Raw genomic sequence first — 24606 nt, forward strand, 5'->3', positions numbered from 1 at the left:
CCGCGCGGCCGCCGCGCCTGGCCCTCCGGGTCACCTCACGGCGAGCCCAGCTCCGCGGCGATCTGCTCCCGGACCCAGGCGCCTGCGGCCCGCGTCCCGAGGGTGCCGCCGACGTCGGCCGTGCACATCCCCTTGTCGAGCGCCTGGGAGACCCAGCGCTCGATGCGGCGCTCTTCCTCGGGCCACCCGATGTGGGCGAGCAGCAGCCCGGCGGTGAGCATCGCCGCGAACGGGTTCGCCACGTCCTTGCCCGCGAGCGGGGGCGCCGACCCGTGGACCGGCTCGAACAGCGCGACCCGCGCCGGATCGGACGCGTGCACGTTCGCGCTCGCGGCCATGCCGAGCCCTCCCTGCAGCGCCGCGCCGAGATCGGTCACGATGTCGCCGAACAGGTTGTTCGTCACGATGACCTGGAACTGCGACGGATCCTGGATGAGGTACAGGCACAGGGCGTCCACGTAGACGTGGTTCGACTGGATCTCCGGGTACTGGGCGCGCACCTCGTGGAAGACCCGCAACCACAGCTCGTGCGCGTGTCGCATCGCGTTCGACTTGTCCGCCATCGTGACCCGCGTCCGGCCGGTCGCGCGCGCGTAGTCGAAGGCCGCGCGGATGATCCGCTCGACCCCCTTCCTCGTGTTCACGTCCTCGTTGATGGCGACCTCGTCCGGGGTGCCGCGCTTGAACTGGCCGCCCATCCCGACGTAGATGCCCTCGGTGTTCTCGCGGAACACGACGAAGTCGATGTCCTTCGCCGCGCGGCCCTTGAGCGGGACGAGCCGATCGGACAGGGCCCGGACGGGCCTCACGTTGGCGTAGAGGTCGTAACCGAAGCGCATCCCGAAGAGGATGTCGCGCGCGTGCTCGAGGTTCGGCACGCGCGGATCGCCGAGCGCGCCGAGGAGCACCGCCGAGCACTCGCGCTGGATCGCCACCTGGATCTGGTTCGGGAAGGTCGTCCCGTCGCGCAGGTACCGGTCGGCGCCGAGGTCGAGGTCCCACAGGTCGATCGGCAGCCCTGCGCGCGCCTGGTAGAGCTCGAGCAGGAGCCTGGCCTCGGCGGTGACGGACGGACCGATGCCGTCGCCGCCGATGATCGCGATCTTCTTCTTCTTGCCGGCTGCCACAGGGTCGCGCTCCGGGATCAACCGAGCGCGCGTTCGACCGGCACGTACTCCAACCGGTGGGCTGCGGCGACGGGGCCGTAGGTCACGTGTCCGCCGTGGGTGTTGATGCCGAGCGCCACGGCCCGGTCCGCCTTGGCGGCGGCCGCGATGCCCTGGTTGGCGATCGCCACGGCGTAGCCGATCGTCGTGTTCGTGAGCGCCCAGGTGCTCGTGTGCGACACCGCGCCCGGCATGTTGGCGACGCAGTAGTGGACGACCCCGTGCACCTCGTAGGTCGGGTTGTCGTGGGTGGTCGGGCGGCAGGTCGCGATGCAGCCGCCCTGATCCACGGCGACGTCGACCACGACGGTCCCCTTCTCCATGCGGCGGATGTGGTCCTCGGTCACGAGCAGGGGCGCCTTGGCGCCGGGCACGAGCACCGCGCCGATCACGAGATCGGCGCGCTCGCACATCGTCTCGATGTTCTCCGCGTTCGAGTAGAGCGTCTCGATCGCGCCCCCGAAGACGTCCTCGAGGTAGCTCATCGTCTCGGCGCGCACGTCGAGCACGGTGACCTGCGCGCCCATCCCGACCGCGATGGTCGCCGCGTTCCGCCCGACCACGCCGCCGCCGAGGATCGCCACGCGGCCGCGCCGCGTGCCCGGCACGCCGCCGAGGAGCACGCCCTTGCCGCCCCGCTCCTTCTCGAGGCACGAGGCGCCGACCTGGACCGCCATCCTGCCGGCCACCTCGCTCATCGGCCGGAGCAGCGGCAGCGAGCCGTCCTCGAGCTGGATCGTCTCGTACGCGACGCCGGTCACGCCGCGCCGGGCGAGCTCCTTCGTGAGGTCGGGCTCGGCGGCCAGGTGCAGGTAGGTATAGAGGACGAGGCCCGGGCGGAAGTGGCCGTACTCCGAGGGGAGCGGCTCCTTCACCTTCACGACCATATCGGCGCTCCACGCCTCCGCCGCCGATCGCGCGATGACGGCGCCCGCGCGCGCGTAGGCCTCGTCGGACAGCCCGCTGCCCTCGCCTGCGCCGGACTCCACGAGGACCCTGTGCCCGTGGCCGACCATGGCCCGGACTCCCGCGGGCGTCATCCCGACGCGGTACTCACGTGTCTTGATCTCCCTGGGGACTCCGATAAGCACGATCGCGCTCCTCTCCTCGCCGAACTGCTGAAAGCGAGGGCGTCGGACGACGATAGCAGAAACCCGCCCTTGCAACGCTGCAAGAGCCGATACGGCGGCTATTTTCGAGGCGAGAAACCTCGGAAGATCCGTTCGAATCAACCTTCGTGTCGGCCGCTCACACCCCGGCGGCGGCCTCGAGCGCGGCGCGGACGAGCAGCGTGATCTGTCCGGGAGAGGCCAAATCGAGCGGACCCATCATCGCCTCTGCGTCGAGCAAGAGGAGCTCGAGCGCCTCGCAGTGCGCTGCCAGCGCGTCCTCCCTGGCGTCGCCGAGCCGGACGACCCCGGCCGCTCCGTGCAGGGCGAGCGCCCAGGTGGGCGCGAAGCTCTCCTCGGTGGGGAGGCCGATCAGGGCGAGCTCGACCCCATCGCCGAGCCGGATCACGCCGAGCGGCCTCGGGAGCGCCGCGTGCGGCGGCGGCTCGGCCGGGACGTTCGCGTCCGCGATGCGGCGGACCGCGTGGGAGAGCATCGTCATGCGGCGCGCGCTCGCGGCGATGACGAGGTGCGGCGGCGGCGCGAAGCCCGGCCGGGAGAGGCGCGTCACCAGCGACCGGAGCACCGGGAAGTGCTCCGGCGGCGCGAACGGCGTGGTGAGGTCGGCGAGCGAGATGCGGCGGATCTTCCCGGCCTCCGTAAGCTCCATCAAGACCTCCAGGATCAGGAGATCCGGCGCGCCGATCTCGTCGAGCAGCTCGTCGAGGTTGTGCGGCATCTGGAGCAGCGCCGTGAGCTTCTCGGCCACGAGCGCGCGCTCCGTCGGCTCGCCGAGCGACGGCGGCGGTGCCGTCGGGGAGCGCGTCGCCTCGGGCTTGGGCGCCGTCGACTCGGCCGCGCGGAGCGTCGGCGGCGGCGGCATCGAGCCGCGGCCGCCCCGCGGCGCGCTGGCCGGCATCGCCAAGGGCGCCGGCGCCGTGATGTCGGGCACGGAGGTCGTCGCGCTCGCGTCGTCCGCCGCGACGGCGCCGCCGGAGATCGCGACGGCGCTGAAGAGCTCGTGGCTCGGGAGCGGGGTCAGGTCGAGATCGTCGCTCGACGGCTCCGTCACCAGGAAGGCCTCGCCGGCCGGGGCGAGCTCGGCGCGACGGCGCTGGACCTCGTCGACCTGGCGGAGCGCCTCCATCAGGAGCCGCGACGTCGGCGCGATGAGCCGGCGCGCGCTCGTCGGCTCGCCGGGGGAGAACGCGAACTGCCCGTCGCGCTCGCCGAGCAGCCGGTAGAGCGCCTTCTCCCCCTCGAGGCGGCGGTAGACGGCGTCGATCACCTCCCCTGCCGCGAGCCGGAGCTCGCCGGCGCCGGCCGGCGTGGTGATCCCGAGGACGCCGCTCCGGCGGTTCATCGCGAGCAGCTGGAGCAGGTCGACGAGCGGGACCTGCTGGAGATCGCCGCGGATCTCCTGCAGCGCCGTCGGCTTGGAGCCGCGCGGGGACGCCTCGGTGATGCGCGAGACGATGTGATCGACGTCGCTGCGCAGGACGTCGTCGGGGCCGAGCTCGCCCTCGGCGCCGTCGACGACGAACAGGATGGGGGTCTCGGCGAGGTCGGGGACGGCGGCGAACGCGTCCGCGAGCGCGCTGTCCTCGTCGAGCGCCCGCGCGGCCAGCACGACGTCGGGGCGGCGCTTGAACGCCTGCTCCACGGCCTCGAACGCGCCGTTCGCGTTGGTCACGGTGAGACCACGCGCCCTGAGCGCCGACGCGAGCGCGCCGAGCGCGTCCACGTCCGAATCGACCAACAGCACCCTTCGAGACACTGGACGGCGCCCTCCGAGTCAGCCGAAGACCCGCAGCCCGGCCGCGCGGCCGAGCCGCTCGGCGAGAAAGTCCGCGAGCAGCGGATCGGCCGCGTGGATACCCTTCACGAAGCCTCCCTGGTTCCGCCCGACGAGCGCGTACGCGCCGTGCTCCGCGAGGACGCAGAGCGCCTCGATGTCGTCGCACCCCGGCGCCGAGCGGAGGTCGAGGGCGTGCACCACCACGTCGTCGCGCGGCGACGCGAGCAGCGCCTTGACCTGCGCGCCCAGGCTGAGCCCGTCGTGGTGGGCGACAAGGATGAGCACGGCGCCCCCGCGGAGCGCGTTCCGGATCACCGAGGTCGCGAGCAGGACCGTATCGGTGACCGACAGATCGAGCGCGCGGGGCGCCGAGATCGCGGAGGGGCCCTCGGCGCTCGGTGCCTCGCGCACGAGCAGGCTGAAGATCTCGCCGATGCTCCGCCGATCTTGCGGGATGCGGTGCAGGATCGAGGACTTGGTGGCCTCGGCGCGCCGCCGGGCGATGCGCAGCAGCTGCGCGAGCCCCTGGCCGTCGTGGGGGAAGGTGGCGATGCCGACGAGCAGCCCCTTCGGCAGGTACCCGGCCCGCTTCTCGCTCCCGGCGACGCGCGAGAGCATCCGGCGATGGCAGGCGTGGGCCTCCAGCCCGGCGGTCTCGGACATGAGCAGGTGGAACTCGTTCTCGTCGACGCGGGCCAGGATGTCCGTGTCGCGCACGGCGCGGAGCAGGTGCTCGGCGACCTGACCGGGGTTGAGCCCGTTGGCCGGGGGCGGCGGCGTGGCGCGCCAGTAGGTGAGGTCGTCCTGGCGCTCCGGCGCGGCGGTCGCGTCGGGCTCGATGACGATGGTCGCGATCGTGAACCGGCGGCCGTGCCGCTTGGCCTTGTCGATCTCCCGGCCGGCGACGTCGACGTAGTACGCGAACGAGTACGCGCTCGACGCCGGGTCCTTCATCGCGGCGCCGCCGGTCGAGCGCTCGCGCTCGCCGAGCAGGGCGAGCGCCGTCGTCGCCTGCGTGGCGAGCAGCTTGACGAGGCCGTCGAGGAGCGGGGCGCGCCGGGACGTGGAGACGCTGCTGTCGGGGCGCCTGACCGACGGGAACGCGGAGCTGCGGCCGGGCTCCTTCTGGAGCAGGAGGTGCCCCGCGGACAGCCTGCGGAGGGCGAGCGGCACGACGATGAGCTGCTCGCGCCGGGCGAAGTCGAGGATGTCGGCCTCGCTCCCGTAGGCCGGCGCGCGATCGAGCGGCCCGCTCAGCGCCGAGCGGGTCAGCTCGGTGGAGCGCTCTCCGACCGTCAGGTACACGGCGGCCGCGGCCGCGCCGGTCGCCTCCACGAACACCTCGGCGACCTGCTGGGCGGCCGCGTTGCGGTCGCGCGCGTCGGCGAGCTCGGCCACGCGGGCGATCCACCCGGCCGCCCGCGCGCTGCGCGCGGACTCCTGCTCCAGCTGCACCCGGAGGGCGCGCTCCGCGAAGCGCACCCGCACCGAGCCGACCGCGTTCAGCACCTCGTCCCCGCCGAGCGGCAGGAGGAAGAGCCCGGCGCCGCCGAGCGCGACCGCGTGGGCGCCCGCCTCGAGCTGCGACCGCGTCGCCAGCGCGAAGACGGTCGCCTCGGGCGCGAGCGCCTTCAGGTGGTGGACCATCGCGAGGCCGGCCCCGTCGCCGAGCCCGACGTCGATGAAGGCGACGTCGGGCGCCGCGGTCTCGGCCAGGGCGATGCCCTCCGCGAGATCGCTGGCGAGCATCAGCTCGTCCGACGTGATGACCCGCGAGAACAGCGTGTGGGTCGCCTCGTCGGCGATGACGGCGAGCACCTTGAGCGAGATCTCGTGGACCGGCGCCCGGCTCGGGCTCCAGACCCCCTCGACGGAGGCGGTCACGCGATCACCACCTCGCCCGAGAACGCCCGGCGCGCCGGGCCTTGCATGAGCAGCTCCAGGGACCCGGGGGCGACGGTGATGCGCAGCGAGCCGCCGGGCAGCACCACGCGGAGGGGCGCTCCGTACGGGGCGCGCCCCTGCGCGCACGCCGCGGCCGCCACGGCGCAGGCGCCGGTGCCGCACGCCAGCGTCCGGCCCACGCCCCGCTCCCAGACGGTCACGTCGATGCACGCGCCCTCGGCCTGCTCGGTCGGCCGAGCGCGGCAGAACTCGACGTTGATGCCCTCGGCCGGCGTGGTCGCCACGATCGGCCCGAGCTCGTCGATCGCGTCCTCGGTGTAGGGGTCGAACGTCACCGCGTGCGGGTTGCCGACGTCCACGGTCGCGAACCGGTGCTCCACGCCGAGCGCGGTGACCACGAGCGGCTCGCCCAGGCGGGCGCGGCCCATGCCGACGAGCACGTCGAAGCGGTCCCCGGCCCGGGTGACCTCGCAGCGTTTGTCGCCGGCGTCGGTCGCGATGGTGACCGCCTTCTGGGGCGTCCCTCGGGAGACGAGGTAGGCCGCGACGCAGCGGATGCCGTTGCCGCACATCTCCGGGCGGCTCCCGTCGGCGTTCCAGACATGCATCGTGGGCCGCTCGCGCCGCTCGCGATCGATGACCAGCACGCCGTCGGCGCCGATCCCGAACCGGCGGTCGCAGAGGCGCCGCGCCGCCTCGGCGGTCATCGGGACCGCCTCGACGAGGATGAAGTCGTTGCCAAGACCTTCCCACTTCTCGAACCGGACGACGTTTTCCTTCATCGCTTCGCCCCGGCGAGCCGCGCTCGCGCCTCGGTCTCGTTGAGCCCGCGGACGGCGACGACCTTGCTCCTGCCGCTCGCGCCGAGGGCGATCTGGACATCGCTCTGGCGCACGTCGAGCGCGCGCGAGAGCAGCTTGACGAGCTCCGCGTTGGCGGCGCCGTCGACGGGCGGTGCGGTCAGCGACACGTCGAGCGCCCCTTCCCGCACCCCGACGATGGCGGAGCGCGACGACTTGGGGCGCACCTGGACCGAGATGCGCACGCCTTCGGCGCGCTCGGTGATCGCGAGGCGGCTCCACGCGGCGACGGGATCGCTCTCCTCGGGTTTGCTCATCGGGCCGCCGGCATCGTAGCGTATCTCGAGCTCACGCGTGGTCTCCGCGAGGCGCGGTCAACGTCGCTCGGTCACGCCGGTCACGCCGGTTACTCAGCTTACGTCAGCTTCGGCGGCGTACGGCCACCGCGAATTTGCCGCTCGGCGCGCCGACCCGCTACTCTTTTCGGCCAGGTCGTGGGTCGGCTCGCGCAACACGATCCGGCAGGGGCGACTTGCGTCAGCGGTTCTCGATAATCGCCGTTGATGCTCATTTCCGCGGTGGAGGCGTTTGCCATGGCTGATGAAGGAGAAGGGTCGGTGGCCGCCACGTCCGGCCTCGCGAGGAGGCTCTGTGCGCTCGCGCTGCTCGCGGTGTCTGGCGGCCTGCTCGCGTCTGCATGCGCCGATAACGAGAGCAGCCTGTTCGTCCGGATGCGCATGGCGCGGACGGGGGACTGCACCGTGACCTGCGGCCCTGACGAGCCGTTCTGGACCGAGGACGCGGTCGACGCCGCGTACGCGGGCAGCCACAGCGCGACGCTCCTCGTGGGCAACCAGATCGTGCAGCGCGGCGACCCGGACGTGCTCCGCACCGAGACGTCGCGCGTTCACCTCTACGAGGCGGAGGTCCGCGTCGACGACATCGAGGGCAACGCCGTGACCGAGGGCTACGTGGTCCCGATCACGGGCATCATTGACCCCGGGACGGGCAGCGATGCCGGCTACAACTGCGCCGAGGTGCTCCTGCTCGACGGTGCGACGATGGACAACCTGCGCGGCCAGGCCGCGAGGCTCGGCCGCGACGTCCAGGTGGTGGCGTCGGTGGTGGTGCGGGGCAGGACGCTGGGTGGCCAGGAGGTCGAGACCGCCGAGTGGTCCTACCCGATCCGGGTCTGCTTCGCGTGCAGCCGGTGCGTCGACGTATCGCCGGCGGCCTGCTGCGCCAGCTCCGCCAGCGAGGAGTGCGAAGACAACGAGGACGTCGAGGCGACCTGCCCCGGCCAGCGAGGGCCGCAGGACTGCCGCAACCTCGGTCAGACCTGCGCCGAGTACATCAACAGCTTCGGCCTGTAGCCCGCCGCGGCCCTCCTCGAGGGCTCTCTGCCAACCCGGAACGCCCACCCGGCGCGCTGGCGCGAGGCGCGGTCACCGCGCCGATGCAGCGCGCCGCACCGGGGCCGCTTCCGGTGACGGTCCCGTCAGCACATTGAAGAGATAGACGAACGGGAGGCCCAGCAGCGCGACGTCGAGCTGGGCAGCGAGGACGATCGCGGTTTCTTTGGAGGCGCCGAGCCCGAGCCGCATCTGGGCGAGCAGCCCCGTGCTCATCACATAGGGCGAGTGGAAGTTGTAGCTGCGGGCTCCCCAGAAGACGGCGGCGGCGATCCCCGGCTCCAGCGCGTCGGCGCTCCACCGGCCGTAGACCCCGGTGGAGACGATCAGCGGAAACAGGTCGAGAACAGGTGCGAGCGCCGAGACACCCGCGCCGGCCTGGAGCTCGTCGAAGCCGTGGGTGAGCACCTCGGCATAGGGGCCGACACCGAAGTCGTCGTTGGCGCCGCGGCCGAACAGGACGTCGCCTCGCAGCCCTGCGTGAAAGGCGGTGGAATCCCACCACCGCCGCTCGAGGCCCGCGCCGGCGGCGCCGAGGGTGACGCCGACGCTCGCCTGGGGTTCGGCGCGAGCCGTGCCGTGCGCGAGAACGACCCCCAGGAGGGCGGCAACCAAGGCAGCTGGGCGGCCCGCCGTAGGCATGATGGGGCGATGCTACAGGGCGCTGCCGGGGGGCGCGCTGGAATTCTGCGATCTCGCGTCGTCCTACGAGGCTGTCGAGGGTCCGCCGTCGGGTCGACGTCGGTCGGATCTCGGCGCGCGCTCCGGGTCTCCGGCCAGGTCGCGGAGCGCGTCGCTCCGGGCGAGCTGCGAGCATGACTCTCCGGCGGGATGAAGGAGCGCGCCTTCGGGTCTGGGCGCTCGTCGGTCGCGTTTGTCACCGGCAAGTCACTCCGTTCGCACGGTGCAGCCCACTCTGCGCGCCCGGCGGGGTTCATGGTAGCGTCCGGGGGCTATGGCGCGCCGCACCGTGCAGCTACGGGTGGGGGGTCAGACCTACCGCGTGGTGACTTCCGCGAGCGATGAAGAGCTCCAGCGGCTCGCGGCTGTCGTCGACCAGAAGCTCGCCACGGTTGTGCCCGCCGGCCGCGCTATGACGCCGCAGGCCATGTTGCTGGCGGCGATCGCGCTCGCCCACGACCTGGAGCAGGAGCGGTCCCGGACGGCCATGATCGCCGGCCGTGCGCGGGATGCGTTCGGCCGGATCCTGCAGCGGGTCGACGCGGTGCTCGGTGTCGGCCCGGATTCGCCGTCTTCGGGCGAAGCGAACGGCAGCACGCCCTGAGCGTGAATCCTCATGCGCCGCGCGGTCCTACGGACTGGCCCGGTTGCCCAAGGAGATGGCATGCCTGCATCCATGGATGAAGCTCCCCGCCCGCCCGCATCGACGCCCGAAGGGGTGAACGCCCTTCGCCACCTGCAGGACGAGCTCTCCGAGCTGGACCGCGCGGGCCTGCTGCGCACCCCTCCGGTCACCGCGGCTGGTCCGGGGATGCTGGTGCTGTGTTCGAACGACTATCTCGGGTACGCCGCTCTCCCCTGGTTGTCGGAGGGCGGCGCCGCGAGCGGCGCGGGCGCGTCCCGTCTCGTGAGCGGGACGCACGAGGCGCATTTGATGGCCGAGCGCGAGCTCGCCGCGTGGCTGGGCATGGAGGCGGCGCTCCTGTTCTCCTCGGGGTACGCGGCCAATGTCGGCACCGTCGCCGCGCTGGCCAGGCCGGGGGATGTCATCGTCTCGGATGCCCTGAACCACGCCTCGCTCATCGACGGCTGCCGCCTCTCGGGAGCGGCCATCGAGGTGGTCCGCCATCTCGACGCGGAGGCGGTCGAGAGCGCTCTCGTGCGCGGCCGGGGCGCTCGCCGCCGGTGGGTCGTGACCGAATCGCTCTTCAGCATGGATGGCGACAGCCCCGACCTGCGCTACCTCCGCGAGCTGTGCGACCGTCATGACGCCGCGCTGGTGGTGGACGAGGCGCATGCCCTCGGCATCCATGGGCCGCGCGGCGCTGGCCTGTGCTCCGAGGTCGGCGTTCGCCCCGACGTCCTCATCGGCACGCTCGGCAAGTCGATCGGACTCCACGGCGCCTTCGTCGCGGGCTCCTCGACCTTGCGGACTTACCTGTGGAACCGCGCGAGGAGCTTCGTGTTCTCGACCGGCATCAGCCCCATGGTGGCGCTCGCGTCGGTGGACCGCGTCCGTCGTGCCGCCGCCGACGACGCAGGTCGGTCACGACTGACCACGGTCACGCGCCAGCTCCGCGCTGGCCTGCACGCGCTGGGGGCCCCGCTGCTCCCGGGTTCGTCGGGCCCCATCCTCCCCTGGCTCTTGAAGTCGCCGGGTGCCGCGGTGGAGATGTCCCAGCGCCTCGCACGGGAGGGCATCCTCGTCCAGGCGATCCGCCCGCCGACGGTGCCGGCGGGTACGTCGCGGCTGCGCATCACGGCGAGCGCGTCGCTCTCGGAGGCCGATGTGGAGCGTGCCCTTGCAGGATTCCGCGAGGCGCTGCGATGAGCGGCCGTCCTGTTTCACGTGAAACAGGTCAGGTCCGGATTGCGGTGGTCGGAACCGGGACCGGCGTGGGCAAGACACACGCGACCGTCGCGCTCGTCGCCGCGCTGGCAGCCCGCGGCGACAAAGTCTGCGGCCTGAAGCCCGTCGAGTCGGGCGTGGACGGCGTCTCGGCGAGCGATGCCGATCAGCTGGCCGCGGTCAGCTCGGTTCAGCCCGAGCCGGCGCCGTACCGCTTCCGGGAGCCGGTCTCGCCGCACCTCGCGGCGCGCCGCTGCGCCAGCACCATCTCGCTCGAAATCGTAACGTCGTGGGTCGCGAGGCAGAAGGCGCCCTGGGTGCTCATCGAGAGCGCCGGCGCGCTCCTCTCCCCTCTCGGGCCGCGGCTGACGAATGCCGATCTCGTGCGCGCGCTCGCTCCTGATGCCGTCGTGCTGGTGGGCCTCGACCGGCTGGGCATCCTTCATGAGGTTGCCAGCGCCGTGCTGGCCCTGCGCGCTCTCGCCCCCGGTTTGCCACCGGCGCAGGTGGTGCTGAACCCGCCGGCAGCTCCCGATGCTTCGACCGGCACCAATGCGGGAGAGCTCGAAGCGCTGGGCATCGCCACGGGCGCCGTGGAGATGCCGCGTGCGGACCCCACAGCGCCGGCATCGCTCGCCGCAGCCGAGCTTGCTCTGGCGCGACTCCGTACCTGACTCCGTCCGCCATCCGTCCAGTCAGGTCACGTTCAAAACCGACCGGCTCTGCCGCTGGCTGCCGACCCGATCCCCGCTTCGTCTGGTTCCAGCATCGGGGCGCGTTCCAGGCGTGCCCTTCCAGGAGTGCGCGAAGCGCGCTGCCAGGTGAGACCGTCCTGTTTCACGTGAAACAAGCGCCGGGTGGCGGTGGTCGGAACCAGGCCCGGCGTGGGCAAGACGCACACGGGCTTCACGCTCGTCGCTGTCCCGGCAGCCCGCGGCGACGAAGTTTGCGGCCTGAAGCCCATCGGTCGGGCGTGGACGGTCTCTCGGCGAGTGACGCCGATCAGCCAGCCGCTATCGACTCGGTTCATCTCGAGCCGATGCCTTACCGATGGGTACGCTACGGCTAGCGCGTCGCGTGGCTTTCCGGAGCGGTCTCACCGCACCTGGGACGCGCCGCCGCGCCAGCGCCATCTCGCTGGAGGTCGTGACGGCGTGGGTCGGGCGGTAAAAGGCGACCTGGGTGCTCATCGAGTGCGCCGGCGAGCTCCTCTCCCCTCTCGGGCGGACTGAGAAGCGCAGCTCTCGTGCGCGCGCTCGCCGCCAATGCTGCCGTTCTGATGGGCCTCGCGGCTGGGCATCCTCATGAGGTTGCCATGCCGGGCTGACCCTGCGCGCTCGCCCCCGGGTCTGCCGCCGGCGCAAGTGGTGCTGAACCCGCCGGCAGCTCCCGATGCTCCGACCGGCAACAAGGCGGGAGAGCTCGAAGCGCCCAGCATCACCACAGGCACGGTGGCGATGCCGGGCCGCGTGCGGAACCAACAGCACCGGCATCGTCCCTGAAGCCGAGCTCATCCTGACGCGCCACCGTACCTAGCTCCGCTCGCCGGAGGCTGGCCAGGACACGTCCGAACGCGACTTGTTCTGCGGCCAGCTGTGAACCCGACCCGACTCTCGCTCCGTCTTGGCCCAGCGCCGGGGCACGTTCCAACCGTGCCCTTGCAAGGGGTGCGCGAGGCACTGCGAGGACAGGCTCTCCCTGTTTCACGTGAAACGGCTGCGGGTGGCGGTAGTCGGAACCGGGATCGGCGTGGGCAAGACGCACACGATGGTCACGCTCGTCGGTGCGCTGACAGCTCGCCGCGACGAAGTTTGCAGTCTGAATCCCATCGCGTCGGGCGTGGACGGCCTCCAGGCGCACGACGCCGATCAGCTGGCCGCCGTCAGCTCGGTTCAGATCGAGCCGGCGTCGTGCCGATCGGGCACCTCACGGCGAGTGCATCGCGGCGCGTCTCGGAACCGGTCGCATCCCACCTGGCGGCGCGCCGCTGCGCCAGCGCCATCTCGCTGAAGATCGTGACCGCGTGGGTGGGAGGCCAAAGGGTGCCCCGGGGTCTGCAACGAGAGCGCCGGCGCTTTCGTTGAAGGCCCCGGCGCGGGCACCGACGAACGCAGAGCTGGTGTGCGCGCTCGCTCGTGATTCCGTCGTGCTGCTGATCGGTCCCTACCCCCTGCGCATCCTTCATGAGGCTGACCGCGCCGTGCTGCCCGCGCGCGCTCTCGCTCCTGGTTGGCAATCGGCGCAGGTAGCGCTGAATTCGCCGGCAGCTCCCGGTGTTGTGACAAGCACCAACACGGGAGAGATCGCACCGCGAGCTTTGGCCCAACCCCAGTCACGCCCCGTCTGGAGAGATCGCACCGCGAGCTTCGGCCCAACCCCAGTCACGCCCCGTCTGGTTCATGTCTCGGGCGGCGTTCCCAGAGTCGCTGGCCCACACGGCTGCCGAGTTCCTCACGAGCCTGCCGGAGAGAAGGCTGTCGGATATTGGAGGGAGAGCTCTTGGGCGAGCACCAGGACCGCTGTGATCGTCTTCGCTCAGCGGACGTTGCAGCGCTACGGGCCTGAGAGAGCAGCACGAGTGCGTAGAGGAACAGGTGAACCGAGCGGTTTGCTCGACGTCGCGCTCTATCCCGGAGCGCGGCTGCTCGGAGCCGATCGCACCCTACTCTTGGCATCACGCAAGGTGCCCGCGAGCAGCGCGCCGTCGCGCTCGACAGGGTCGTCGGGCGACATCCTCCGCTCGGCGCTGACCAGCACGTCGTTCCTGGGACCCACGGACGCGCGCCACGGCAGGGCGCACGGCGAACGGCGACGGCAGCCTCGTACCTTGCACCGGCGGTCGCTCACCCGCCGCTGCGACGTGGAGGCGCAGGCGTGTACGCTCGGCGAACCGGGAGAACGAACGTGTCGGCGCAGGCCGTGCCGCCGACAGCGAGAATGCGCAGTGCCGAGCTCGCGCAGCTCGGCGGCGAGATGGCACGGGCGCTCGGATGGACGACGGCTCCAGTCGGAAGCGGTCGCGAGGTGGCTCAGGTCGCGTCGGCGACGACGCGACCGCGCTCCAGCACGACACGCGCGGCAGCTCGATGCCGGAAGACCTCCGGCTCGTGCGAGACCACAACCACGGCGGCGCCCCGCGCCACCTCGGCTTCCACCACCGTGAGCAGCCGTGCGACACCGGACCGATCCAGGCCGGTCGTGGGCTCGTCCAGCAGCACCAAGGAAGGCTGGTGCACAAGCGCCCGCGCGAGCGCGATGCGCTGCCGCTGGCCACGCGAGCACGTCCGCAGCGGGCGAACCGCGAAGCTCCCGAGCTCGAAGCGCTCCTCCGCTCGACGCCACGCTTCCTGCGCATCGAGCCCGTGGAAGCTGGCCGCCAGCTCGACGTTCTGCCGGCCGGAAAGGTCCGGGTACGCCAGCGACTCGTGAGACAGCCAGCCGATGGTGCCTCGAACCCGCCCCGTGTCGTCCCCGAGCGGCTCGTAGCTGACGTCGCCCGACGTCGGGCGAATCACGGTGCCCAGGATCCCGAGCAGCGTCGACTTGCCCGACCCGTTCGCCCCTTCGATGAGCGTCAACCGGCCCGATTCGATGGTCGCGGTCACGCCCCGCAGCGCCGCCGTCGTTCCGTACGTCTTCACGACGCCACGCGCCACCACGCGCTCGATCGCATCCACTGCGCTCACCTCGCTCCTGCGCTCACACCCGTGTCAGCTCTTGTCGCCGCCCCGCGCGCGACCCTCACCGCGGACGACCGTGGGCATGTCCTCCGGGAACGCAGGCGGATCAACCACCGTCGCCTCATTGTCGTCCGAGAGCTCCACCCCCCTGAGCGGGCCCAACGAAGGGATCGTCGGCCGATCCTCCGTCTCGTCGTCCCGAGACAGCCCGTCCACCACCTCGGCGACCGGCTCGCTCCGCCTGCGCACCGCCCCAGCGTCGCTCGCCGCCCCCGAAGCCCGCGTCGACCACGCGCCGTGACGCAGCGCAAGCCCCTTCCCGCCGTCAGCGACCTGAGCACCCTTCCTCGCCACCTCGGGCGCTGAGCGGCCGCTCGCGGCGACGATCCGACCGGGCTCGCCGGCGTCCTGCTCGCTTCCCAGCCGCGCGAACATCATCGTCCCGTCGTCGTTCCGATCCTCGATGAGGCTCTGCACCGCGACGCGCTCCACCCGGCGCTTCTGCGACACGGGTACCTCGTTCTTGAACCGCCGCAGCGCCTCCTGGAACTCACGGGCGCTCTGGAAGCGCTCGTCGCGCTCCTTCGCCAGGGCGCGATCCACCAGGCGCGAGAGCCCGGGCGGGATCGTGGGATCGAGCTCCGTGACCGGGCGGTGCCAGAGCGTCAGGATCTGGACGAGCAGCGCATTGTAGTTGCGCGCGACGAACGGGCGCTGGCCGGTCAGCGCCTCGTAGAGGATCACGCCCACCGCCCACAGATCGAGCCGGTGGTCAAGCTCGACATCGCCCCGAGCCTGCTCGGGCGCCATGTAGTACGGCGTGCCCATCACCATGCCGGTGCGGGTCAGATCCATCGTCCCATCCATGCCGGACGCCTGGGAGATGCCGAAATCGAGCAGCTTGGCAACCGGCAACATGCCGGCGCGCTCCGAGAGGAAGATGTTCTCCGGCTTCAGGTCGCGGTGGACGATCCCCCGCTCGTGCGCGGTCACCAGCGCGGAGAGGACCTGCAGCATGATGTCCACGAGCTCGCTCGGCGGTACGGGCCCCCAGCGCTCGATCCGCTGCGCCAGCGTCTCACCGTGGAGGCGCTCCATCACAAGGTAGGGGCTGCCGTCAGGGAGCCACCCCATGTCGTAGACCTCGCAGATGTTCGGATGACCGATCCGCCCCGCGACCCGCGCCTCGTGCTCCAGCCTCGAGATCGCCTCGCGCTGCTGCGTCTCCCGCGGGTGCATCACCTTGACGGCGACCAGCCGCCCGATCTGGAGGTGCTCGGCCTCGTACACCGCGCCCATGCCCCCCTCCCCAATGATCGCGGTGACCCCGTACTTGTCGCCGATCACATGCCCGAGCAGCGAACGCCCCGACGACGCGCTCGCCGCGTCTCTCCTCGGCCACGCCTCGACCCGCGCGTCGCCGCGGCTGGACAACGGCGCGCGCGGCGGCGTGGATCGCGCCTCTGGACGCGGCGGCGGCGCGCTGCGCGCCGACGAGCTCGGTCCCACGCCAGACGAGCCCCTCGGCGACGGCGGCGCTGATCTCGGCGACGGCGGCGCTGATCTCGGCGGCGGCGGCGCTGATCTCGGCGGCGGCGGCGCTCCCCGCGACGGCTGCGGTGCAGCAGGTCGGGGGACGGGCTGCAGCGGAGCCGCCACGACGCGCCGGCCCCCACGGGAAGACGAGGGTGCCTCGCGCGATGCGATGACGAGGCCGGTCGACGGGCACACGATCGCCGCAACGTCGTGGTGGCTACCGCAGTGGATGCACCGCACCGAACTCAAGTCCGTACATTTTGCAATACTCCATCCAGGTGCCGCTCGGAACTGCACAGCGCATCAGGTGAGAGCGTGACCGGCCGCGCTCGGTTGTACATTCCCGAGCACCCCCTGGTGGATCTTGGGGATAACCCCCTCGACAACCCTGGGGGCAAAACGGGGGAGACACGCCGCCCGCCAGCTGTCCCCCGTCCTCCTACCCCTGAGCACGGTCCATTTACCCCAGGGCGCTCGCTTCCAACTGCTCGGATTCATTGAGCAATCTGAGTTATCCCCGCCCTCCACAGCGCCTACGACGAAGACGATGTCTTTATCTATCTATTTCATGGAAAGAAGAGGCGTCCCGCAAGGTCACCGGAGCGCTCATTTCCCGCCCACGCCCGGGCAATAACCCTGCTAAAGGGAGCGGCTCCGGAGTCGGCTATGGACCTTGTGATCCCCAAGAAAGATCTGCTTCGCCTCGTCGCGCGCTGCCAAGGCGTGGCGGATAAGAAAAGCGCCATGCCAGCGCTCGCCAACGTCCTGCTCGCCGCCGATGGCAACGCCGTCCGCGTCGCCGCGACCGACCTGTACCTCGGGGTCACCGGCCAGACCCACGCGGACATCAAGACCGGCGGCACCGTCGCGGTCCCCGCCAGGGACCTGCTCGAACGCGTGAAGGCCATGCCCGATGGCCCGATCCAGATCACCACCACCGAGGGCGCGCACACGTCGCTCAAGGCCGTGGGATCGCCCCGGCGCTACACCCTCCCCGGCCTCCCCGGCTCGGAGTTCCCGCAGCTGCCCGCGCCGTCGCGCGACGCGCCCTCGCTGGAGCTCCCCGTCGAGCAGCTCGCGCTCCTGATCGCCAGGACGCACTTCTCGATCTCCACCGACGAGACGCGCGCCCATGTCAACAGCGCCCTGTTCGAGTGGGCCGGCGACCGCGTCCGGATGGTCACCACCGACGGCCACCGCCTGTCCAAGATGGAGGCGACCGTCTCCGGCAGCTCCGCCACCGCCACCATGCTCATCCCCCTCAAGGCGATCACCGAGCTCCGCCGCCTCGCCGAGGAGGCGCGCGCCGAGAAGGAGACCCCCATGGTCGCCATCACCCAGAGCGGGCCGAACGCCTTCTTCAACATCGCCGGGATGCAGTTCTCGGTGAAGCTCGTCGACGCGCAGTTCCCCCCCTACCAGCAGGTCATCCCGTCCGTCACCGAGCGCTCGGTCCGCGCACCCCGCGTCCAGTTCGCCGAGGCCCTCCGCGCCATCGCGCTCGCCGCCAACGACCGCACCGGCGGCGTCAAGCTGTCGATCGCGCCGGGGACCCTCCGGATCACCAGCGAGAGCCCGGACACCGGCGCCGGCTTCGACGAGGTGGCCGTCGACTACGCCGGGCCCGAGGTCACGATCGGCTTCAACGCCAAGTACTTCCTCGACGTGCTCGGCTCCATCGACGACGAGGAGGTCATCCTCGGCATCTCCGGGGAGCTCGACCCCGCCGTGCTCCGGCCCGGCAGCGAGTCGAACCAGCAGAGCTACGTCGCCGTCATCATGCCGATGCGGATTTGAGCGCGCCCGACGACGAGCGACACGAACGCCTCCCGAGCCTCCTGCTCGAGCGGCTCCACGTGCGCGAGTTCCGGAACCTCGGCCGCATCGACGTCGAGCCGGCGCCGCGCCTCAACGTCATCGCCGGCAACAACGGTCAAGGCAAGACGAGCCTCCTCGAGGCGATCTACTTCGCGGCCACCTCGAGGAGCTTCCGCACCCACCGCGCGGCGGAGCTCGTGCGCCACGGCGCCGACGTCGCGAGCGCGCGCGCGCGCTTCGTCGAGCGCAGGGACGCGTTGCCGCCCCTCGCGCGCGAGCAGACCGCCGCCGTGGAGCAGAAGCGGTGCGTGGTGCGGATCGACGGCAACCGGCCCCCGAGCCTGTCGAGCTTCGCGACGCGCTCGCCGGTCGTCGCCTTCCACACCGAGGAGCTCGCGCTGTCGACCGGGCCCGCGAGCGCGCGGCGCACGCTGCTGGATCGGCTGGCGCTCTTCATGGACCCGCAGAGCGCCGACCACCGCGCCCGATACGCGCAGGCGCTCCGCGCGCGGCACGAGCTGCTCCACCGCGGCGGGGGCGCGTCGCCACAGGGGGGCGCCGAGCTCGACGCGTTCGAGGAGCTCTGCGCCCTGCACGGCGCGGCGCTGACCCGCGCCCGCGCGGCCGCCGTCGAGGCGCTCGCGCCGGAGCTCGCCCACGCCTTCGCCCGCATCGCGGCGCCCGACCTGACCCTCGCCGCGCGCTACGCGCCGGGCGGCGCCAGCGACGCCGCGCAGGCGGCCGAGGCGCTGCGCGAGCACCGCCGGCGCGACGCCCACCGGCCGAGCGCAGGCTTCGGCCCCCACCGGGACGACCTGGTGCTCGAGCTCGACGGCCACCCCGCCCGCGTGGTCGCCTCCCAGGGGCAACACCGGGCCCTCACCCTCTCGCTCAAGGCGGCTGAGACCGCCGCCATTGCTTCCGTCCGGGGTGTAGAGCCCATTCTCCTGCTCGACGACGTGTCCAGCGAGCTCGACCCCGACCGGACGGCCGCGCTGTTCACGTTCCTCGGCATGGCGCGCGGACAGGTGTTCCTGACGACCACGCGGCGCGATCTCATCGTCACGCCGGGCGTACCCGCGTCGGAGCGGCGCGATTTTCACGTCGAAGGCGGCGCGCTCAGCTGAGGTGCGCCGCGGGGGCGGACGCGGCGCGGCGGGGGCGCGGCGAGGCCTGCCGCGGCCGCCCCGAGACGCGTTGATCCCGCCCCGCAGGGCACGAGTTGGGATGCTCCGGACGCGCCCGCGCCAGGCGCCGAAAATACGGTGTTACGAGGCTTCCGGACTCGGCGAAACGCTTGCCCGAGCGGCTGATTTCGGCTACATTTCCGCAGTCTTTACGGGGCATCGACGAGCGGTCCGCGCATGAACGCTCGTGCCCTCGGAATCGATCCGGCGCCGCGGCTGCCGCGACCGGGTCCCACCAGACGAGCTGCCCATCGCGCCGGCCCCTCCACTGCAAGAACTCCGGCAATCCGAGCGGTCTCCGCCGCTCTGCGCCCCCCGGTGAGAGGCGGCGGGCGCGCCCACCAGGACCGAGATGACGGAACCCACCCTGAGCCAGCCGACCGACCTCACCAAGGCGTCGTACGACGCCCACAGCATCACGGCGCTCGAAGGCCTCGAAGCGGTGCGAAAGCGCCCCGGCATGTACATCGGCGATGTGCACGACGGATCGGGGCTGCACCACCTGGTCTGGGAGGCCGTGGACAACGCCGTCGACGAGCACCTCGCCGGCGCCTGCACGGAGATCAGGGTCACCGTCCACTTCGACGGCTCGGTGTCGATCGAGGACAACGGCCGCGGGATCCCGGTCGGGATGCACGCGAAGGGCGTGAGCGCCGCCGAGGTCGTCATGACCGTCCTCCACGCCGGCGGAAAGTTCGACAACTCCAGCTACAAGGTCTCTGCGGGCCTGCACGGCGTCGGCGTGAGCGCCGTGAACGCCGTCTCCGAGTGGCTGAAGCTCGAGATCAAGCGCGAAGGAAAGCTCTGGTTCCAGGAGTACGCCCGGGGCGTGCCGAGGGCGCCGCTCAAGGGGATCGGCGTGACGGACAAGACGGGGACGAAGATCACCTTCAAGCCCGACCCGATCATCTTCAGCACGGTCGAGTTCAGCTTCGACGTCCTGGCGAGCCGCCTCCGCGAGCTCGCGTTCCTGAACGCCGGGCTCATCATCCACCTCGACGACCAGCGCCCCGACGGGAGGGCCGAAGCCTACGAGTACAAGGGGGGTATCGCGGAGTTCGTGGCGCTCCTCAACAAGACCAAGGAGCCGATTCACGACGAGGTGATCAGCTTCGTGTCGCAGCACGAGATCGGCGCGGCGGGCGAGGCCGGGAACGGCCGCGCGAGCTCGGCGCCGCCGGTCGGCGTGGAGGTCGCGCTGCAGTGGAACGGCTCCTACACGGAGGCGATCTTCTGTTACACGAACAACGTCCACAACAGGGACGGCGGCACGCACCTCACCGGGCTCCGCGCCGCGCTCACGAAGACGATCAACAACTACGGGAGCGCGCACAACCTCTTCAAGGAGCTGAAGCAGGGCCTGCAGGGCGAGGACGCGCGCGAGGGCCTGACGTGCGTGCTCAGCATCAAGCACCCGGACCCGTCGTTCGACTCGCAGACGAAATCCAAGCTCGTCTCCAGCGAGGTCAAGGGCATCGTCGAGGCGGTCGTCAGCGACAAGCTCGCGCAGTACTTCGAGGAGAACCCGCAGAGCGCGAAGAAGATCATCGAGAAGGCGGTCGTCGCGGCCAAGGCGCGCGAGGCGGCCCGCAAGGCCCGCGAGGTGATCCGCAAGGGCTCGCTCGACGTGACGTCGCTCTCCGGCAAGCTCGCCGACTGCCAGTCCAAGGACCCGGAGAAGAGCGAGATCTACATCGTCGAGGGCGAGAGCGCCGGCGGCAGCGCCAAGATGGGGCGCGACCGGCACTTCCAGGCGATCCTGCCGCTGAAGGGCAAGATCCTGAACGTCGAGCGGGCGCGGCTCGACCGGATGCTGAGCTCCGCCGAGGTCGGCACGCTGATCACCGCCCTCGGCTGCGGGATCAACGACGCCGGCGGCTTCGAGATCGACAAGCTCCGCTACCACAAGATCATCCTGATGACGGACGCCGACGTCGACGGCTCCCACATCCGCACGCTGCTCTTGACCTTCTTCTTCCGGCAGATGCCCGAGATCATGGAGAAGGGGTATCTGTTCATCGCGCAGCCGCCGCTCTACCGCGTGCGCAAGGGCAAGCGCGACCTGTACCTGAAGGACCAGGCCGCGCTCGACGAGTTCCTCGTGGGCAACGCCGTGGACGGGCTCGAGATCGTCGCGAGCGGCGCGCAGACGGGCATCGCGGGGCAGCCGCTCTACCGCCTCGCGCAGCGGCTGAAGCGGTTCCGCGCCGTGCTGTCGAACATCGACAAGCGCTGTGACGCGCGGATCGTGGCGGCGGTGCTCCGGTCGAGCGGGCTCGGGCGCGACGACCTGCGGGAGACCAAGAAGGTCGCCGCGGCCGCCGACGAGCTCCGGGCCTACCTGAAGCAGCGCTACCCGGACCTGTTCCCGCTCACGCTGTCGACGCCGCGCGACACCGAGCACGGGACGAGCCGGATCGAGGTCGTGCCGCGCCCTGGCGCGAGCGCGCGAAAGAGCGTCATCGACTGGGATCTGGTGGGCTCGCCGGAGTACCAGGAGGCCTGGTCGATCGAGCAGGACCTGCGCTCCATCGGCGCGCCCCCGTACCGGGCCCGCACCTCGAGCGGCGAGGAGACGATCGAGAACGGCGAGGCGCTCGTCGACTACATCGAAGAGCGGGGAAAGAAGGGTATCGCGATCAGCCGTTACAAGGGTCTCGGCGAGATGAACGCCGACGAGCTCTGGGAAACGACGATGAACCCGGACGCGCGGACCCTCCTCCAGGTCCGCATCGACGACGCGGTGAAGACGGACGAGCTCTTCACGATCCTCATGGGGGATCAGGTCGAGCCGCGGCGCAACTTCATCGAGCAGAACGCGCTCAACGTGAAGAACCTCGACATCTGAGCTTGTCGTCGGGGCGCGCGGCGGACGGAGCCCGCGCCCGCTTCAGCCGAGGACCCCACCACGCACGGTGGGGTTGACACGGCGCTGAGGCTGCATCGATCGACCGATGCGTTCGCTCGGTATCTCTGGCAAGACGCTTGCTTGGCCGGCCCCTTGCTAGCGATGGCACACGCCTTAGCTTCGAGGTGCCATGAGAATCGAGCGAATGACGACGAAGGCCCAGGAGGCCATACGAGAGGCTGTCGATTTCGGCAGCCGCCGGGGAAATCCCGAACTCTATCCCGAGCACATCGTGCGGGCGATCGTCGGCCAGGACGGCGGCCTCGGCGCTCCGCTGGTGCAGAAGGCAGGCGCCGATCCCGCGGGGCTCCTGCGCCTGCTCGACGCGAAGATCGACACCTACCCTCGCGTGAGCGGCGGCGCCGAGCCGAACCTGTCGAGGCGCGCGCTCGCGGTCCTGCAGAAGGCCGAAGACGAGGCGAAGGCGCTCAAGGACGAGTACATCTCGACAGAGCACGTCTTGCTCGCCGGGACGAAGACCGACAAGGAGATCCAGTCGATCTTCGAGCGAGCGGGGCTGTCCTACGACAAGCTCCTCGCGTCGCTCGCGGCCGTGCGCGGCAATCAGCGCGTGACGGACCGGGACCCCGAGGGGAAGTTCCAGGCGCTCGAGAAGTACACCCGCGATCTCACGAAGCTCGCCCGACAGGGCAAGATCGACCCGGTGATCGGCCGAGACGAGGAGATCCGGCGCGTGATCCAGGTGCTGTCGCGCCGCACCAAGAACAACCCGGTGCTCATCGGTGAGCCCGGCGTCGGCAAGACGGCCATCGTCGAGGGCCTCGCGCACCGCATCGTCGCGGGCGACGTGCCCGAGTCGCTCAAGGACAAGACCATCGCCGCGCTCGACCTCGCCGCCATGGTCGCAGGCTCGAAGTTCCGCGGTGAGTTCGAGGACCGGCTCAAGGCGGTGCTCAAGGAGATCGAGGGCTCGAACGGGCGCATCATCCTGTTCATCGACGAGCTCCACACGCTGGTCGGCGCCGGCGCGGCCGAGGGCGCCATGGACGCGGCCAACATGCTGAAGCCCGCGCTCGCGCGCGGCGAGCTCCGGTGCATCGGCGCGACCACCCTCGACGAGTACCGGAAGCGGATCGAGAAGGACGCGGCGCTGGAGCGGCGCTTCCAGCAGGTGCTCGTCGCGCAGCCCACCGTCGAGGACACGATCGCCATCCTGCGCGGCCTGAAGGAGAAGTACGAGGTCCACCACGGCATCCGCATCCAGGACGCCGCGCTCGTGGGCGCCGCGGTGCTGTCGAACCGGTACATCACCGAGCGGTTCCTGCCCGACAAGGCGATCGACCTCATCGACGAGGCGGCGTCGAAGATCCGCATGGAGATCGACAGCCTGCCCACGCCGATCGACCAGGTGGAGCGCGATCTGCTCAAGCTGCAGATGGAGGAGCAGGCGCTCAAGCGCGAGAGCGACAAGGCGAGCAAGGCGCGCCTCGATGAGGTGCGGCGCGAGATCGCCGAGCTCCAGGGGCAGCGCGACGCGATGCGGGCGCAGTGGATGCGGGAGAAGGAGCTCATCTCCGAGCTGCGCCAGCTCAAGCCGCAGATCGAGGAGCTCAGGCTCGAGGAGGAGCGCCTGAAGCGCGCCGGCGATCTCGGGCGCGCCGCGGAGATCCATTACGGCACGATCCCGGAGATCGAGAAGAAGCTCGAGTCGATCCGCACGACCCTCGCCCAGGTGCAGTCGAAGCAAAGCTACCTGAAGGAGGAGGTCACCGACGAGGACATCGCCGCGGTCGTCTCGAAGTGGACCGGTATCCCGGTGTCCAAGATGCTCGAGAGCGAGATGCAGAAGCTCCTGCGCCTCGAGGAGGAGCTGCGGCGGCGCGTGGTCGGGCAAGAGGACGCGCTCCGCGCGGTGTCGAACGCCATCCGGCGCTCGAGGGCCGGCCTCGGCGACGAGCGGCGGCCGATCGGGTCGTTCCTGTTCCTCGGGCCGACCGGCGTCGGCAAGACCGAGCTCGCGCGCGCGCTCGCCGAGATCCTCTTCGACGACGAGCGGGCCATGGTGCGGCTCGACATGAGCGAATACGGGGAGCGGCACGCGGTGGCTCGCCTGATCGGCGCGCCGCCCGGGTACGTCGGCTACGAGGAGGGCGGCCAGCTCACGGAGCCGGTGCGCCGGCGGCCGTACAGCGTGGTGCTGTTCGACGAGATCGAGAAGGCGCACCCGGACATCTGGAACACGCTCCTCCAGGTGCTCGACGACGGGCGCCTGACGGATGGACAGGGACACACGGTCGATTTCAAGAACACGATCATCATCCTGACATCCAACCTCGGGACGCCCGCGGCCGCGGCGATCGAGGAGCGGGCGAACCTGCCGGCCGACGAGAAGGCGGAGCTCGTGCGGAGGGCCGTCATCGAGGAGGTGCGGAAGCACTTCCGCCCGGAGTTCCTGAATCGCCTGGACGACCTCATCGTGTTCCGGCGTCTGGCGCGCGAGCAGATGGAGAAGATCGTGGACATCCAGCTCGATCTGCTGCGAAAGCGCCTGGATCGACGCGGGCTCCTGTTCACGATCTCGTCCGACGCGAAGGGCTACCTCATCGAGCAGGGGTGGGATCCGCAGTATGGCGCGAGGCCGCTGAAGCGCGCCATCCAGCGGAGCATCGAGGACGAGCTCGCGAAGCGGATCCTCGGCGGGGAGTTCAAGCAGGGCGACACGGTGCGGATCGACCGCGGGGACGGCGCGCTCACGTTCACGCGCGCCGCGCCGAACTGACGCTCGTCAGCCGCGCC

General features: G+C 71.1%; 18 protein-coding genes. 9 read left to right on the forward strand and 9 right to left on the reverse strand.

Annotated features, from left to right (window positions below):
- Positions 1-35 precede the first annotated feature (35 nt).
- From WMF26_RS46340 to WMF26_RS46365, 6 genes are all read right to left on the reverse strand, one after another.
- Positions 36-1127 carry an isocitrate/isopropylmalate dehydrogenase family protein gene (locus WMF26_RS46340; protein ID WP_437997924.1) on the reverse strand — a complete coding sequence of 364 codons (1092 nt, stop codon included), beginning with the start codon at positions 1125-1127 and terminating at the stop codon, positions 36-38.
- A gap of 17 nt (positions 1128-1144) precedes the next feature.
- Positions 1145-2257, reverse strand: a complete 1113-nt coding sequence (gene ald, locus WMF26_RS46345; RefSeq protein ID WP_437334406.1) for an alanine dehydrogenase — start codon at positions 2255-2257, stop codon at positions 1145-1147.
- Between the two features lie 157 nt (positions 2258-2414).
- On the reverse strand, positions 2415-4034 hold the full coding sequence (locus WMF26_RS46350) for a DUF4388 domain-containing protein (protein WP_437997925.1): 1620 nt from the start codon (positions 4032-4034) through the stop codon (positions 2415-2417).
- A 36-nt stretch (positions 4035-4070) separates the two neighbouring features.
- Positions 4071-5957, reverse strand: a complete 1887-nt coding sequence (locus tag WMF26_RS46355; RefSeq protein ID WP_437997926.1) for a diguanylate cyclase domain-containing protein — start codon at positions 5955-5957, stop codon at positions 4071-4073.
- Complete coding sequence (dapF, locus tag WMF26_RS46360; RefSeq protein ID WP_437997927.1) at positions 5954-6760, reverse strand: diaminopimelate epimerase; 807 nt, start codon at positions 6758-6760, stop codon at positions 5954-5956. The genes WMF26_RS46355 and dapF overlap by 4 nt, the downstream gene beginning before the upstream one ends.
- On the reverse strand, positions 6757-7095 hold the full coding sequence (locus WMF26_RS46365; protein WP_020741324.1) for a DUF167 domain-containing protein: 339 nt from the start codon (positions 7093-7095) through the stop codon (positions 6757-6759). The genes dapF and WMF26_RS46365 overlap by 4 nt, the downstream gene beginning before the upstream one ends.
- Before the next feature lie 276 nt (positions 7096-7371).
- Between WMF26_RS46365 and WMF26_RS46370 the strand changes: the two genes are divergently transcribed.
- On the forward strand, positions 7372-8151 hold the full coding sequence (locus WMF26_RS46370; protein ID WP_437997928.1) for a hypothetical protein: 780 nt from the start codon (positions 7372-7374) through the stop codon (positions 8149-8151).
- A 72-nt stretch (positions 8152-8223) separates the two neighbouring features.
- Here WMF26_RS46370 and WMF26_RS46375 read toward each other — a convergent pair whose 3' ends face one another.
- Positions 8224-8832 carry a hypothetical protein gene (locus WMF26_RS46375; RefSeq protein WP_437997929.1) on the reverse strand — a complete coding sequence of 203 codons (609 nt, stop codon included), beginning with the start codon at positions 8830-8832 and terminating at the stop codon, positions 8224-8226.
- Positions 8833-9145: 313 nt separating this feature from the next.
- On the opposite strand from WMF26_RS46375, the gene zapA reads away from it, so the two are divergent.
- From zapA to bioD, 3 genes are read left to right on the forward strand one after another with little or no spacing between them, the layout of a single operon-like run.
- Entirely contained in the window at positions 9146-9475 is a 330-nt protein-coding gene (gene zapA / locus WMF26_RS46380; protein WP_061623287.1) for a cell division protein ZapA, read from the forward strand.
- Positions 9476-9535: 60 nt separating this feature from the next.
- On the forward strand, positions 9536-10702 hold the full coding sequence (locus tag WMF26_RS46385; RefSeq protein WP_437997930.1) for an aminotransferase class I/II-fold pyridoxal phosphate-dependent enzyme: 1167 nt from the start codon (positions 9536-9538) through the stop codon (positions 10700-10702).
- On the forward strand, positions 10699-11394 hold the full coding sequence (gene bioD / locus WMF26_RS46390; RefSeq protein ID WP_437997931.1) for a dethiobiotin synthase: 696 nt from the start codon (positions 10699-10701) through the stop codon (positions 11392-11394). The genes WMF26_RS46385 and bioD overlap by 4 nt, the downstream gene beginning before the upstream one ends.
- Positions 11395-13749: 2355 nt before the next feature.
- Here bioD and WMF26_RS46395 read toward each other — a convergent pair.
- Both WMF26_RS46395 and WMF26_RS46400 read right to left on the reverse strand, forming a co-directional pair.
- Complete coding sequence (locus tag WMF26_RS46395) at positions 13750-14397, reverse strand: ATP-binding cassette domain-containing protein (protein WP_061623290.1); 648 nt, start codon at positions 14395-14397, stop codon at positions 13750-13752.
- A 33-nt stretch (positions 14398-14430) separates the two neighbouring features.
- Positions 14431-15699, reverse strand: a complete 1269-nt coding sequence (locus tag WMF26_RS46400) for a serine/threonine-protein kinase (protein ID WP_437997932.1) — start codon at positions 15697-15699, stop codon at positions 14431-14433.
- A 13-nt stretch (positions 15700-15712) separates the two neighbouring features.
- Between WMF26_RS46400 and WMF26_RS46405 the strand changes: the two genes are divergently transcribed.
- From WMF26_RS46405 to clpB, 5 genes are all read left to right on the forward strand, one after another.
- Positions 15713-16255, forward strand: coding sequence for a hypothetical protein (locus tag WMF26_RS46405; protein ID WP_437997933.1), 543 nt, complete (start codon positions 15713-15715; stop codon positions 16253-16255).
- Between the two features lie 347 nt (positions 16256-16602).
- On the forward strand, positions 16603-17733 hold the full coding sequence (gene dnaN, locus WMF26_RS46410; protein WP_437334417.1) for a DNA polymerase III subunit beta: 1131 nt from the start codon (positions 16603-16605) through the stop codon (positions 17731-17733).
- Positions 17730-18881 (forward strand): DNA replication/repair protein RecF, encoded by a 1152-nt coding sequence (gene recF / locus WMF26_RS46415; RefSeq protein ID WP_437334418.1) that lies wholly within the window; start codon positions 17730-17732, stop codon positions 18879-18881. The genes dnaN and recF overlap by 4 nt, the downstream gene beginning before the upstream one ends.
- Before the next feature lie 412 nt (positions 18882-19293).
- Positions 19294-21789 (forward strand): DNA topoisomerase (ATP-hydrolyzing) subunit B, encoded by a 2496-nt coding sequence (gene gyrB, locus WMF26_RS46420; RefSeq protein WP_437997934.1) that lies wholly within the window; start codon positions 19294-19296, stop codon positions 21787-21789.
- A 190-nt stretch (positions 21790-21979) separates the two neighbouring features.
- Positions 21980-24589 carry an ATP-dependent chaperone ClpB gene (gene clpB / locus WMF26_RS46425; protein WP_437997935.1) on the forward strand — a complete coding sequence of 870 codons (2610 nt, stop codon included), beginning with the start codon at positions 21980-21982 and terminating at the stop codon, positions 24587-24589.
- The last annotated feature ends 17 nt before the right edge of the window (positions 24590-24606 follow it).

It is taken from the genome of Sorangium sp. So ce185, from assembly GCF_051526825.1.
Taxonomy (GTDB): Bacteria; Myxococcota_A; Polyangia; order Polyangiales; family Polyangiaceae; genus Sorangium; species Sorangium cellulosum_D.

Excerpts from the sequence above, each read along its gene's own strand:
- dapF (WP_437997927.1), bottom strand. The coding sequence starts at position 6,760 with ATGAAGGAAAACGTCGTCCGGTTCGAGAAGTGGGAAGGTCTTGGCAAC.
- WMF26_RS46365 (WP_020741324.1), bottom strand. The coding sequence starts at position 7,095 with ATGAGCAAACCCGAGGAGAGCGATCCCGTCGCCGCGTGGAGCCGCCTC.
- WMF26_RS46370 (WP_437997928.1), top strand. The coding sequence starts at position 7,372 with ATGGCTGATGAAGGAGAAGGGTCGGTGGCCGCCACGTCCGGCCTCGCG.
- WMF26_RS46375 (WP_437997929.1), bottom strand. The coding sequence starts at position 8,832 with ATGCCTACGGCGGGCCGCCCAGCTGCCTTGGTTGCCGCCCTCCTGGGG.
- zapA (WP_061623287.1), top strand. The coding sequence starts at position 9,146 with ATGGCGCGCCGCACCGTGCAGCTACGGGTGGGGGGTCAGACCTACCGC.
- WMF26_RS46385 (WP_437997930.1), top strand. The coding sequence starts at position 9,536 with ATGCCTGCATCCATGGATGAAGCTCCCCGCCCGCCCGCATCGACGCCC.
- bioD (WP_437997931.1), top strand. The coding sequence starts at position 10,699 with ATGAGCGGCCGTCCTGTTTCACGTGAAACAGGTCAGGTCCGGATTGCG.
- WMF26_RS46400 (WP_437997932.1), bottom strand. The coding sequence starts at position 15,699 with ATGGGCGCGGTGTACGAGGCCGAGCACCTCCAGATCGGGCGGCTGGTC.
- WMF26_RS46405 (WP_437997933.1), top strand. The coding sequence starts at position 15,713 with ATGATCGCGGTGACCCCGTACTTGTCGCCGATCACATGCCCGAGCAGC.
- dnaN (WP_437334417.1), top strand. The coding sequence starts at position 16,603 with ATGGACCTTGTGATCCCCAAGAAAGATCTGCTTCGCCTCGTCGCGCGC.
- gyrB (WP_437997934.1), top strand. The coding sequence starts at position 19,294 with ATGACGGAACCCACCCTGAGCCAGCCGACCGACCTCACCAAGGCGTCG.
- clpB (WP_437997935.1), top strand. The coding sequence starts at position 21,980 with ATGAGAATCGAGCGAATGACGACGAAGGCCCAGGAGGCCATACGAGAG.